General features: G+C 67.0%; 14 protein-coding genes. 13 read left to right on the forward strand and 1 reads right to left on the reverse strand.

Going from position 1 to position 12,714, the window contains the following annotated elements:
- The first annotated feature begins 142 nt into the window (after window positions 1–142).
- The 13 genes from JF515_RS07140 to lipA all read left to right on the forward strand — a co-directional run bounded on the left by JF515_RS07140 (window position 143) and on the right by lipA (window position 12,173).
- Window positions 143–1,402, forward strand: a complete 1,260-nt coding sequence (locus JF515_RS07140) for a glutamate-5-semialdehyde dehydrogenase (protein ID WP_203102526.1) — start codon at window positions 143–145, stop codon at window positions 1,400–1,402.
- Between the two features lie 85 nt (window positions 1,403–1,487).
- Window positions 1,488–2,189 (forward strand): nicotinate-nucleotide adenylyltransferase, encoded by a 702-nt coding sequence (gene nadD / locus JF515_RS07145; RefSeq protein WP_203102527.1) that lies wholly within the window; start codon window positions 1,488–1,490, stop codon window positions 2,187–2,189.
- Entirely contained in the window at window positions 2,186–2,545 is a 360-nt protein-coding gene (gene rsfS, locus JF515_RS07150) for a ribosome silencing factor (protein ID WP_203102531.1), read from the forward strand. The genes nadD and rsfS overlap by 4 nt, the downstream gene beginning before the upstream one ends.
- Window positions 2,546–2,570: 25 nt before the next feature.
- Window positions 2,571–3,041 carry a 23S rRNA (pseudouridine(1915)-N(3))-methyltransferase RlmH gene (gene rlmH, locus JF515_RS07155; protein WP_203102534.1) on the forward strand — a complete coding sequence of 157 codons (471 nt, stop codon included), beginning with the start codon at window positions 2,571–2,573 and terminating at the stop codon, window positions 3,039–3,041.
- Window positions 3,042–3,062: 21 nt separating this feature from the next.
- The gene (gene mrdA / locus JF515_RS07160) at window positions 3,063–4,952 is read left to right on the forward strand and encodes a penicillin-binding protein 2 (RefSeq protein WP_203102536.1); all 1,890 of its coding nucleotides are present in this window, start codon (window positions 3,063–3,065) and stop codon (window positions 4,950–4,952) included.
- Window positions 4,949–6,094 (forward strand): rod shape-determining protein RodA, encoded by a 1,146-nt coding sequence (gene rodA, locus JF515_RS07165; protein WP_203102538.1) that lies wholly within the window; start codon window positions 4,949–4,951, stop codon window positions 6,092–6,094. The genes mrdA and rodA overlap by 4 nt, the downstream gene beginning before the upstream one ends.
- A gap of 23 nt (window positions 6,095–6,117) precedes the next feature.
- Window positions 6,118–7,158, forward strand: a complete 1,041-nt coding sequence (gene mltB, locus JF515_RS07170; protein ID WP_203102540.1) for a lytic murein transglycosylase B — start codon at window positions 6,118–6,120, stop codon at window positions 7,156–7,158.
- Window positions 7,155–8,093, forward strand: coding sequence for a septal ring lytic transglycosylase RlpA family protein (locus JF515_RS07175; RefSeq protein WP_203102542.1), 939 nt, complete (start codon window positions 7,155–7,157; stop codon window positions 8,091–8,093). Before mltB ends, JF515_RS07175 begins: the two co-directional genes overlap by 4 nt.
- 40 nt (window positions 8,094–8,133) lie before the next feature.
- Window positions 8,134–9,303: a D-alanyl-D-alanine carboxypeptidase family protein gene (locus JF515_RS07180; protein ID WP_410298630.1), complete on the forward strand. Its 1,170-nt coding sequence runs from the start codon at window positions 8,134–8,136 to the stop codon at window positions 9,301–9,303.
- Between the two features lie 13 nt (window positions 9,304–9,316).
- Window positions 9,317–10,180, forward strand: a complete 864-nt coding sequence (locus tag JF515_RS07185; RefSeq protein WP_203102544.1) for a D-amino acid aminotransferase — start codon at window positions 9,317–9,319, stop codon at window positions 10,178–10,180.
- Between the two features lie 28 nt (window positions 10,181–10,208).
- The gene (locus JF515_RS07190) at window positions 10,209–10,475 is read left to right on the forward strand and encodes a YbeD family protein (RefSeq protein ID WP_203102546.1); all 267 of its coding nucleotides are present in this window, start codon (window positions 10,209–10,211) and stop codon (window positions 10,473–10,475) included.
- Complete coding sequence (lipB, locus tag JF515_RS07195) at window positions 10,475–11,131, forward strand: lipoyl(octanoyl) transferase LipB (protein ID WP_203102548.1); 657 nt, start codon at window positions 10,475–10,477, stop codon at window positions 11,129–11,131. Before JF515_RS07190 ends, lipB begins: the two co-directional genes overlap by 1 nt.
- Before the next feature lie 37 nt (window positions 11,132–11,168).
- Window positions 11,169–12,173 (forward strand): lipoyl synthase, encoded by a 1,005-nt coding sequence (gene lipA, locus JF515_RS07200; protein WP_203102555.1) that lies wholly within the window; start codon window positions 11,169–11,171, stop codon window positions 12,171–12,173.
- Window positions 12,174–12,261: 88 nt separating this feature from the next.
- Here the strand turns inward: lipA and JF515_RS07205 are convergent, their stop codons facing one another.
- On the reverse strand, window positions 12,262–12,624 hold the full coding sequence (locus JF515_RS07205; protein WP_203102556.1) for a DUF6164 family protein: 363 nt from the start codon (window positions 12,622–12,624) through the stop codon (window positions 12,262–12,264).
- Window positions 12,625–12,714 lie beyond the last annotated feature (90 nt).

Genomic DNA, 12,714 nt, shown 5'->3' on the forward strand with positions numbered 1-12,714 from the left:
AGATCCGCGTCCCGGCTAAAGGCGTCTCGCATCGACTTCACGCTAAAACGCGATGAACCTTTTTCCCGCGCGCCAGGGCTGTTTCGCGGCCCGCCCGGAACCCCGTATAATGCGCCTTTTCGTTTCCCAACAGGCGTTTCACATGGATATCCAGCAGTACATGGCCGACGTGGGCCGGCAGGCCCGCGCCGCTTCCCGGGCCATGGCCCGGGCCACCACCGGTGAGAAAAACGCCGCGTTGGGCGCCATCGCCGGCGCCCTGCGCGCCCACCGCAGCGCCATTCTCGACGCCAATCAGCGCGATCTGGAGCGCGGTCGGGACAATGGCCTGGAGCCGGCGCTGCTGGATCGTCTGGAACTGACCCCGGCGCGCTTCGACGGCATGGTGGAAGGCCTGGAGCAGGTCATCGCCCTGGCCGACCCGGTGGGCGCCATCACCGATCTCAGCTACCGCCCCAGCGGCATCCAGGTGGGCAAGATGCGCGTGCCCCTGGGCGTGATCGGCATCATCTATGAATCCCGCCCCAACGTGACCATCGACGCCGCCGCCCTGTGCCTGAAATCCGGCAACGCGGCCATTCTGCGTGGCGGTTCCGAAGCCATCGACTCCAATCAGGCGATCGCCGAGTGCCTGCGTGCCGGCCTGCGTGAAGCCGGCCTGCCCGATACCGCCGTACAGGTGATCGAGACCACCGATCGGGCCGCCGTGGGCGAGTTGATCAGCCATCCCGAGTTCGTGGACGTGATCGTGCCCCGTGGCGGCAAGGGCCTGATCGAGCGCATCAGCAAGGATGCCCGCGTGCCGGTGATCAAGCACCTGGACGGCAACTGCCATGTCTACATCGACGCGGACGCCGATCCGGCCAAGGCGGTGAAAGTGGCCTACAACGCCAAGACCCAGCGCTACGGCACCTGCAACACCCTGGAAACGCTGCTGGTGCACGCCGGCATCGCCGAACGGGTACTGCCGGAGCTGGCCGATCACTACCGCCAGGCCGGTGTCGAACTGCGTGGCTGCGAACGCACCCGCAAGCTGCTCGGCGATGAGGTGGCCGAAGCCTCCGAGAGCGACTGGGAAGAGGAATACCTGGCACCGCTGCTGGCGATCAAGGTGGTGGACGACCTGGACCAGGCCATGGATCACATCCATCGCTACAGCTCCGGGCATACCGAATCCATCATCACCGAGAACTACAGCCGCGCCCGCCGCTTCCTGGCGGAGGTGGACTCCAGTTCAGTGATGGTGAACGCCTCCACCCGCTTCGCCGACGGCTTCGAATACGGGCTGGGCGCGGAAATCGGCATCTCCACCGACAAACTGCACGCGCGCGGCCCGGTGGGCCTGGAAGGCCTGACCAGCCAGAAATGGGTGGTGTTCGGCGATGGCCATGTGCGGCAATAGCGGGAGCCTGCTCTGAACGATCGAGCCTTGCCAACACGCCGGACGACGGACGCCGGACGTTGGACGCTGAAAACCGGGAGGCCCGGTGCTTAGCGTCCAACGTCCGGCGTCCAGCGTCCAGCCCCTCATTCTGTTCGGCGGCACCTTCGACCCGATCCACCGTGCCCACGTGCGCGCCGCCCTGGCGGTGTCGCGGGCGCTGGGGGACGCCCCGGTGCATCTGTTGCCCAACGCGGTGCCGCCGCACCGGCCCCAGCCCCGCGCCGACGGCGCCCAGCGCCTGGCCATGGTGCGTCACGCCTGCACCGGCTATCCGCGCCTGGTCGCCGACGACTGGGAGCTGCGCCACCCCGACGGCAGGCCGTCGTTCACCCTGGCCACTCTCAAGCACTTCCGTCGCCTGATCGGCCACCGGCCGCTGGTGTTCGTGGTCGGCGCGGACAGCTTCGCCAACCTGGACCAATGGCACCGTTGGCGGGAATACGCCGCCCTTTGCCACCTGGCCGTGGTACCCCGCCCCGGCGCCGCCAAGGCGCCGCTCAGGGTTCAACGGGCCTTCCCCGCCGCCGGCGCCGCCTTGCTGCGCCGGCGACCGGCGGGCCGCCGCCTGATGCTGGAACGCCCGGTACTGGACGTGGCCGCCACCGACATCCGCCGCGCGCTGCGCGCCGGCGGCCCCTGCCCGCAACTGCCGGCGGCGGTGCTCGCCCATATCCGCCGCCATGGGCTGTATAATGCGTCGGCCAACACCGACAATTCCGTGCACGCACACAACGAGGCCCCATGAGTTCTCAACCCCCTCTGCTGGATCTGGTGCTCGACGCACTGGAGGAACTGAAAGCCAAGAACATCGCCAGCCTGGACGTGCGCGCCCTGACCAGCGTGGCCGACGACATGGTGATCGCCAGCGGCACCTCCAGCCGCCACGTCAAGGCACTAGCCGACAACGTCATGGAGAAAGCCAAGGACGCCGGCTACCGCCCCCTGGGCACCGAAGGTGAACGCGGCGCCGAGTGGATTCTGGTGGATCTGGGCGATGTGATCGTCCATCTGATGCTGCCCGCCACCCGCGAGTTCTACGATCTGGAGCGGCTCTGGCGCACCCCCGATCATCATCCGGACCGCGACCAGCGCGACCACTGACCGCAGCGTCGCCGGGAGCCACGCCTTGCGGATACACCTTCTCGCCATCGGCACCAAAATGCCTGCCTGGGTGGAACAGGGCTTCCAGGAATACCGGAAGCGGCTGCCGCCGGACATGCGCCTGGAACTTGAGGCGATTCCGTTGCCTAAACGTTCCAGGGGCGACACCGCCGCCCTGGTGCGCGCCGAAGGCGAAGCCATGGAAAAGCGCCTGGAAAAGTACCCCGGCGCCCACCGGGTGGCCCTGGAGGTCACCGGTCGCGTGCTGGGCACACCGCAATTGAGCGAAAAACTGGGCACCCTCAAGGATCTCGGCCAGGACCTGGTGATCCTGGTGGGCGGCCCGGACGGGCTCTGCCCGCGAGTCTCCGCCGCCGCCCACGAACGCTGGTCGCTGTCGGCGCTGACCCTGCCGCACCCACTGGTGCGGGTGTTGCTCGCCGAACAGCTTTATCGCGGCTGGACTCTGTTGACCGGCCACCCTTACCACCGCTGATACCATGGACCACGGGCCCCGATGCGCCGACCTCTGACCCTCAAGGACCACCACCACGAGCAGCGGATCTTCAGCCTGCGCCTGCTGGTGGGCGCCGTTCTGGTGGTGGCCCTGTCACTGGTGCTGGTGGGCCGCATGGTGTGGCTGCAGGTCTCCCAGCACAGCCGCTACACCACGCTCAGCGACGAGAACCGGGTGCAAACCCAGGCGGTACCGCCGCCACGCGGGCTGATCACCGATCGAAACGGCGAAATCCTGGCCGCCAACCGACCGGATTTCGCGGTGGAACTGATCATCGAGCAGGTACCGGATCTGGAGGCCACCCTGACCCGTATCGGCCAGTTGGTGACCCTGGAACCGGACGACCTGGAGCGCTTCCATAAACGCCTGAGCAGCCCGCGCCGCCCGTGGGACCCGATCCCCTTGCGCGGCCGCCTCAGCGAGGAAGAGATCGCCCGGCTCACCGTCAATCAGCATCGCCTGCCGGGGGTACGCGTGGCCGCCAACCCGGTGCGCCACTACCCCCACGGCAAGCTGTTCTCCCATGTGCTCGGCTATGTAAACCGGCTCAGCGCCGAGGACCTGGAAGGCATGACGCTCACCGAGCAGGCGGACTATGCCGGCACCTACTACTATGGCCGCACCGGGGTGGAGCGCTATTACGAGCACCGGCTGCACGGCACGGTGGGGCACCGCCAGGTGGAGACCAATGCCCGGGGGCGCATTCTGCGCGTGCTCGAGGAGCAACCGCCGGTGCCCGGCGAAAACCTGCGCCTGACCCTGGACATGAAGGTCCAGAAAGCCGCCTACAACGCCCTCGGCGACCGGCGCGGCGCGGTGGTCGCCATCGATCCCCGGGATGGCAGCGTGCTGGCCTTCGTCAGCCGACCGGGTTTCGAGCCCAACCTGTTCGTCAACGGCATTTCCCATCAGGACTACGCCCGCTACCGGGAAGATCACGACAACCCGCTGTTCAACCGGGCCCTGCAAGGCCGTTACCCGCCGGGCTCCACGGTCAAGCCGTTCATCGGCCTGGCCGGCTTGAACGCCGGCGTCACCGACTGGGAACACACCATCTTCGACCCGGGTTATTACCAGTTGGAAGGCAATCCCCACCGCTATCGGGACTGGAAACGCTGGGGGCATGGCTGGGTGGACATGAACAAGGCGGTGGTGCAGTCCTGCGACACTTATTTCTACGACCTGGGCTTCAAGCTGGGCATCGCCCGCATGCACGACTTCCTGTCCGACTTTTCCCTGGGCCAGCCCACCGGCATCGACCTGTACAACGAATCCGCCGGCCTGCTGCCCTCCAAGGAATGGAAGCGCGCCGCCCGGGGCACGCCCTGGTTTCACGGCGATACCATCAACGCCAGCATCGGCCAGGGCTTCATGCTGGCCACGCCGCTGCAACTGGCCACCGCCACCGCCATCCTGGCCCACCACGGCAAGCAAGTAACGCCCACCCTGGCCGCCGACGAATTGCGCCCGCCGCCGCGCCCCGACATCAAGCTCAACGACGAGGGCGACTGGCTGCGCATGGAACGGACCATGGAGGAAGTGGTCCATGGAAACCGGGGCACCGCCCGGGTGATGGCGGAAAACGCGCCCTACAAGATGGGCGCCAAGACCGGCACCTCCCAGGTGTTCTCCGTGGGCCAGGAAGAGACCTACAACGAGGAAGAGCTGGCCGAGCGGCTGCTCGACCACGCCCTGATCATCAGTTTCGCGCCGGTGGAGCATCCGGCCATCGCCGTGGCGGTGCTGGTGGAAAACGGCCGCCACGGCGGCTCCACCTCCGGCCCGGTGGCACGCCAGGTGATGGACGCCTGGCTGCTTAATGACGACGGCGAGCTGGACGTGCCGCCGCCCCTGCCACGCACGCCCGCCAGTGGAGAAAGCACGCCATGAGCGTACGCGAAACCCTGCGACAAATGCCCGGTCAGGGCGGCCCCAGCCTGGGCAACGGCCTGACCGCCCGGCTGCACCTGGATGCCCCGCTGCTGGCGGCTTTGCTGTTGCTGGTGCTGGGCGGCCTCACCGTGCTTTACAGCGCCGGCGGCGGCAGCATGGAAATGGTGCTGCGCCAGGCTCTGCGCCTGGGCGGCGGGTTGCTGGTGCTGGTGGTGCTGGCGCAGATTCCGCCACGCAGTTACCGCTTCTGGGCGCCCATGGTCTATGCCCTGGGCGTGGTGCTGTTGATTCTGGTGGTGCTGATCGGCACCGAGGCCAAGGGCGCCGCCCGCTGGCTGCACATTCCCGGCATCGGTCGCTTCCAACCCGCCGAGATCATGAAACTGGCGGTGCCGGCCATGGTCGCCTGGTTCTTCAGCGAGCGTAACCTGCCGCCCCGACTTACCGATGTGCTGGTGGCCCTGGCGCTGATCTTCCTGCCGGTGGTGCTGATCGCGATCCAGCCGGACCTGGGTACCTCGATCCTGATCGCCGCCGCCGGGCTGGTGGTGCTGTTCATGGCCGGCCTGTCCTGGCGACTGATCGGCCTGGCCCTGGTGGCGCTGATGATCGCCGCGCCACTGATGTATTTCTTCGTGCTGCATGACTACCAGCGCAGCCGCGTGGACACCTTCCTCAATCCGGAGGCGGACCCGCGCGGCGCCGGCTGGAACATCATCCAGTCGAAAACCGCCATCGGCTCCGGCGGCGTCACCGGCAAGGGCTGGCTGGATGGCACCCAGTCCCGGCTCGACTTCCTGCCCGAGTCCTCCACCGATTTCATCCTGGCGGTGCTGGGCGAGGAATTCGGCCTGGTGGGCTTCCTGCTGCTGATGGCCATTTACCTGGTGATCGTCGGTCGCGGCTTCTTCATAAGCTGGCAGGCCCAGGAGACCTTCTCGCGTCTGCTGGCGGCGGCGCTGACCATGACCTTTTTTATTTATATTTTTGTGAACGTCGGTATGGTGTCCGGACTCTTACCGGTGGTGGGGGTACCCTTGCCGCTGGTCAGCTACGGCGGCACGTCCATCGTCACCCTGATGGCCAGTTTCGGCATGCTCATGTCCATGCATACCCACCGCCGGCTGATGAGTTACTGACAAGGATTCCCGAGGAGAACCACGTGAAGAAAACCGGGCTGTTGATCGCCGCTTGCGCCGCCCTGGCCGGCCCCGCCCTTGCCACCGCCAACTATGCCGAGCACGCCGGGGCCGACGCCGTGCTCAAGGAGGTACGCGAGCGCGGGCTGGACGTGGATCGCGCCCGTCAGCTGCTCGCCGGCGCGCAACGCAAGGACAGCATTCTCGAGGCCATCGCCCGGCCCGCCGAGCGCACCCTGACCTGGGCCGAATACGGCCGCATTTTTTTGCAGGACAGCCGCGTGGAGCAGGGCGTCGCCTTCGCCCGCGAGCACGCCGAGGCCCTGGACCGGGCGGAGCGGGAATTCGGCGTGCCCCGGGAAGTGATCCTGGCGATCATTGGCGTGGAAACCCGCTACGGGCGCCACAAGGGCAACTACAAGGTGGTCGATGCGCTGGCCACCCTGGGGTTTGACTATCCGCCCCGCGCCGCCTTCTTCCGTAAGCAGTTGATCGCCCTGTTCGAGCTGGAACGTCACGCGCACATCGACGCCAGTGAGATTACCGGCTCCTACGCCGGCGCCATGGGTTTCCCACAGTTCATTCCCACCAGCTACGAGGCCTACGCGGTGGACTTCGACGGTGACGACGTCATCGATCTGGTCAACAGCCCCACCGACGCCATCGGCAGCGTCGCCAACTATTTCAAGGCGCACCGCTGGCAGCCGGGCCTGCCGGTGGCGGCCCGCGCCCGGGTCGAGGGCAACGGCTATGTGGCGATGGCCAAGAAGGGCTACAAACCCGCCTTTACCCTGGATCAGGCCCGGAAGAACGGCGTAGTGGCAGTGGCCTGCGACGATGATAGGCTGAGCAGCGAATACTGTTTCGAGGTGTCGAACGACGGCCTGCCCGGCTCCACGCCGGTGGCGGTGCTCGACCTGCAAGGCGAGGACGGCCACGAATTCTGGCTGGCCACCGACAACTTCTATGTGATCACCCGCTACAACCATAGTGAGCTTTACGCCATGGCCGTGTTGCAGCTTTCCCGCCGCCTGGCCGATGCCCTGGAGGCCGACCAGCCGTGAGACGCGTTGCACCGATCCTCACTCTGAGCCTGTTCCTGGGCGCCTGCGCCACCGGCCCGGGCCGCGCCCCCGGGCCCGCCCCGCAACCGGATCGCCCCGCTTCCGGGGCCCCCGGTTCCGACCGCTACGAACACAGCACCGACGCTGGCCCGGAACAACGCCGTGACGTCAGCGCCCAGCCCGAGCCGGTCCCCAAGGTGGAGCCGCGCAGCGCCTACGGCAACCCGGATACCTACACCGTCTGGGGCAAGAGCTACCAGGTGCTGCCCACCGCCGAGGGCTACCAGGAAGAGGGACTGGCGTCCTGGTACGGTCGCAAGTTCCACGGCTACCGTACCTCCAGCGGCGAAGCGTTCGACATGTACCGCTTCACCGCCGCCCACCGCACTCTGCCGCTGCCCACCTATGCCCGGGTCACCAACCTGGACAATGGCAAAAGCCTGGTGGTGCGCGTCAACGACCGGGGCCCGTTCCACTCCGACCGGATCATTGATCTGTCCTGGGCCGCCGCGGTGCGCCTGGGCATTGAACAGAAAGGCACCGGACGGGTGCGCGTGGAAGCGCTCACCTCCACCCGCGACCCGACCCCCAACAAAAGCGACGGCCGCGTGCCCACGGCGGTACGCGCCGCCGTGGACAGCCCGCCGCCGCCGTCCAGCGCCGACAGTGCCGCCGATAATGGCTCCAACGGTGGCTCCAATGCCGGCGGCGACCTCTACCTGCAGGCCGGCGCCTTCCAGGGGCTGGACGGCGCCCGCGCGCTGGAACAGCGGCTGCGCCAGCAACTCAAGTTGCCGGTGACCGTCCGACGGCCGGAATCCAGCAGCTTGTACAAGGTGTGGCTGGGCCCGTTCGCCAGCAACGCCGACCGTGACCGCGCGCGCCGCTCCCTCGCCGAGGCGGGCTTCGCCGCGCCGATTTCCGTGAATCCCTGATCCGCCCCCGCAAGCAAAGACCTGACCGAAAGGCCCGATGATGATGCAAACCCGCTCTCTCGCTTATTCCCTGTTCTGGCTGTTGCTGGCCGGCCTGCTCGCCGTGTCGCCCCTGGCCCGCGCCGAGAACATGATCCCCCGCGCCCCCGAGGTGGAAGCACGCAGTTACCTGCTGCTGGACGCCAAGAGCGGCCAGGTGCTGGTGGAACACAATGCCGACAAGGAACTGCCGCCGGCCAGCCTGACCAAGATGATGACCGCCTACCTGGTGGAAAAGGAAATCCAGGCCGGCAACATCGGTGAGCGGGACATGGTGCCGATCAGCGTCAAGGCCTGGCGCATGGGCGGCTCGCGGATGTTCGTCAAGGAAGGCACCCAGGTGCCGGTGGCGGACCTGCTCAAGGGTGTGATCGTGCAGTCCGGCAACGACGCCAGCGTGGCCCTGGCCGAGTACGTGGCCGGCTCCGAGGGTGCCTTCGCCGACCTGATGAACAACCAGGCCAGTCAGTTGGGCATGAACAACAGCCACTTCGTCAACGCCACCGGCTGGCCGGCGGAGAACCACTACACCACCGCCCGGGACCTGGCCTGGCTGGCGCGGGCGATCATCCGCGACTATCCGGAACACTACGATATCTACGCCCAGAAGGAATTCACCTACAACGGCATCACCCAGCAGAACCGCAACCTGCTACTGTGGCGCGACGACGCCGTGGACGGCCTGAAGACCGGCCACACCGAGGAAGCCGGCTTCTGCCTGGTGTCCTCCGCCGAGCAGAACGGCATGCGTCTGATCTCGGTGGTGATGGGCACCGACTCCGAGGCGGCCCGGGCACGCGAATCCCAGAAGCTGCTCAGCTACGGCTTCCGCTTCTACGAAACCTACGAGGGTTACGGCGCCGGTGACGTGCTCGACACCCCGAAAGTGTGGATGGGGGCCGCCGATCAGGTGCGCCTGGGCCTGGAGGACGACCTGGTGCTGACCGTGCCCAAGGGCAGCCACGACCAGCTCAAGGCGGAGATGTCGATCCAGCCGGAACTGCGCGCCCCCATCGAGGAAGGCCGCCAGTACGGCACCCTGACCGTGAGCCTGGACGGCAAGGAACTGGTGCAGCGCCCCCTGGTGGCCCTGGAAGCGGTGGAGGAAGCCGGTTTCTTCTCGCGTATCTGGGACCATATCGTGCTGTTCTTCAAAGGCCTGTTTAACTAGGGCTCCCGCCAACATGGCCACGGTCTATCTCAACGGCGACTTCATGGACGCCGAGCAGGCGCGGATCTCCCCGCTGGACCGGGGATTTCTGTTCGCCGACGGCGTCTATGAAGTGATTCCCGCCTTCAACGGCGTGCTGTTCCGGCTCGACGAGCACCTGCGCCGGCTGGCCCGCTCCCTGAGCGAAATACGCATCACCGATCCCCACGACGGCGCCCACTGGCGCCGCCTGTGCGAGGAAATGGTGGCCCGCAACGGCGGCGGCCATCTGTCGCTGTATCTGCAGATCACCCGGGGCGCGGCGGCGCGCCGCGAGCACACCTTCCCGGACCCGCCGGTGCCTCCCACTGTGTTTATTTCCAGTTCGCCGCTGGCGGTACCGGCGGCGGACCAGGTGGCGCGCACCGAGGGCGTCGCGGCGATCACCCTGGACGATATTCGCTGGGCCCGCTGCGACATCAAGTCGGTGTCGCTGCTGCCCAATCTGCTACTGCGCCAGCGGGCGCTGGAAAGCGGCGCCCAGGAAGCGATCCTGCTGCGCGACGGCTTCGTCACCGAGGGCGCCGCCAGTAACGTTTTCACGGTGCGCGATGGCCGGGTATCCACGCCGCCATTGAGCCACTGCATCCTGGGCGGCGTGACCCGGGATCTGATCATCGAGCTGTGCCGCGAGCAGGGCCTGCCGGTGATCGAGGCGGAAATCAGCGAGCCGGCCCTGCACGATGCCGATGAAATCTGGATTTCCAGTTCCACCAAGGGCGTGGTGCCGGTCACCGAACTGAACGGCCGACCGGTGGGCGACGGCCACCCCGGTGCCACTTGGAAAACCGTGGCGCGCCACTATATAGAGTTCAAACGCCGCCTGTGCGGTCTGTAACCGGGCGCCGGGCCGACTGGAGAGCACCATGATCCGCGAAGAACTGTGGGACTTCCCCCACAGCATGCAACTGAAAGTAATGGGCGCCGCCGACGCGCCGCTGGAAGAAGCGGTGGTGGCGATCCTGGAAACCCACCTGGATGATTTCGACCGCCACGCCCACCTGAGCAGCAAGCCCAGCACCAAGGGCAATTTCGTGTCGCTCACCGCCAGCGTGGTGCTGCGCGACCGCGATCAGGTGGAAGCCATCTATCGCGAGTTGGACGCCTGCCCGCACGTCAAGATCACGCTCTGATGGACGTTCTGGTCCGCCACCTGCCCCGGGTCGACTACCAGCCCTGCTGGGAGGCGATGCGCGCCTTCACCGAACAGCGCGACGCCGACACCACCGATGAACTCTGGGTGCTGGAGCACCCGCCGGTGTACACCCTGGGCCAGGCCGGCAAGCCGGAGCATGTGCTGGCACCCGGGGATATCCCGGTGGTGCGCACCGACCGGGGCGGCCAGGTCACCTACCATGGGCCGGGCCAGACCGTGATCTACCTGATGCTGGATGTACAGCGGCTAACCCTGGGCGCCCGCGCCGTGGTCAGCGCCATCGAGGACAGCGTGGTGGATTACCTGCGCGACCGGGGCCTGGACGCCGCCAGCCGAGCCGATGCTCCCGGGGTGTACGTGGGCGGCGCCAAGATCGCCTCCCTGGGCCTGCGTATCCGCCGCGCCGGCAGCTACCATGGCCTGGCCCTGAACCGGGACGCCGACCCGGCCCCCTGGCGGCGCATCAACCCCTGCGGCCACGCCGGCCAGCCGATGACCAGCCTGGCCGACCAGGGTCTGGACGCCAGCCGCGAGCGCGTCGAGCAGGATCTGGTAACGATTCTGGCGCGGCGGCTGGGCCTCACCCCCCGGACAGCCCCCGCTCCTAGTTGGTATACTGCTCCCCAATCCTGACGCCCAAAAGGCACCCAACCGCGAGAGAGACATCTCCATGAGCGAAGCCCAGGCCAAACGCCCGGCGAAAGCGAAGGTTCAGATCGGCGACAAGCTGCGTGGCGCCGACAAGGTCCGCACCATCCCCGTGGTCAATGAAAGCGCCCCCGTGCGCGAGCGCAAACCCGACTGGATTCGCGTGCGGGTCCCCGCCAACGGCGAGATCCAGCGCATCAAGTCCATGCTACGCCGGCAGAAACTGCACACCGTGTGCGAGGAAGCGGCCTGCCCCAACCTGCCGGAATGCTTCGGCGGCGGCACCGCCACCTTCATGATCATGGGCGACATCTGCACCCGCCGCTGCTCATTCTGCGACGTGGGCTTCGGGCGCCCCAACGGCCTGGACCCGGATGAGCCTCTGCATCTGGCGGAGTCGGTGGCCGACCTGGGCCTGAAGTACGTGGTGATCACCTCCGTGGACCGGGACGACCTGCCCGACGGCGGCGCCCGCCACTTCGCCGACTGCATCGAGGCGGTCCACGAAAAAAGCCCGGGCACCAAGATCGAGATTCTCACCCCGGACTTCCGCCCCTGCCTGCAAGACGCCCTGGATATTCTTGAGGCGACGCCGCCGGACGTGTTCAACCACAATATCGAGACGGTGCCACACCTGTACAAGAAGGCCCGCCCCGGTGCCCGCTACGAGCATTCCCTGAAGCTTCTGCAACAATTCGGCGCCCGCGTGCCGCACGTACCCACCAAGTCCGGCATCATGGTCGGCCTGGGCGAAACCAACGATCAGGTACTGGAAACGCTGCGCGATCTGCGCGACCACGACGTGGATATGATCACCATCGGCCAGTATCTGCAGCCCAGCAAATTCCACGCGCCGGTGGAACGCTACGTGCATCCGGACGAATTCCGCCTGTTCGCGGACGAAGGCCGCAAGATGGGCTTCACCTCGGTGGCTTCCGGGCCCATGGTGCGCAGCTCCTACCACGCGGATCTGCAGCACAAGGGCATCGACGTGGGCGACCCGGACAACCTGGGCCACGAAGCCTGACGCACCGCCCATCGCGGCTGAAGCCGCTCCTATAGTAGCGTTCGGCCCCGTAGGAGCGGCTTCAGCCGCGATCCCACGCGAGCCGCCATCAGCCAAACGTAATGAACGGCACCAGGGCGATCAGCAACACCGCCGCCACCGCCACCAGAAACGCCAGGGTGCGCAGCGGGTGGCGGCGCAGGTTACGCGCCACGGTGGTCACCTCGCCGTCCTGGTGGGCCTGCTCGAAGGCCCGCCGCTCCTGCTGATAACGGCGTTGCTGGTAGTCCGCCAGCAGCGGTTGCGCCCGCTCCCAATCCTTGTCGTGGCGCAGCCAGAGGCCGCCGGCGGACACGCCCCAGACGCTGGGCGGAGTCAGGTAATGCTCAATACCGTGTTCCTCCAGCAGTTCGCATACCTCGTCGCGCTCCTCATCGGGCACGCGGCGCAGATTCATCAGCAGTTTCGACATGTGCGGTTCCGTTGCCCGTGGCGGGCGTCACTATAACACGCCCCAGAATTTACAATTCCGCCACCCACCGCCCCCTGACCGGTTACCGGT

Origin of the sequence: Alloalcanivorax marinus, assembly GCF_016785095.1 — a bacterium.
Taxonomy (GTDB): Bacteria; Pseudomonadota; Gammaproteobacteria; order Pseudomonadales; family Alcanivoracaceae; genus Alloalcanivorax; species Alloalcanivorax marinus_A.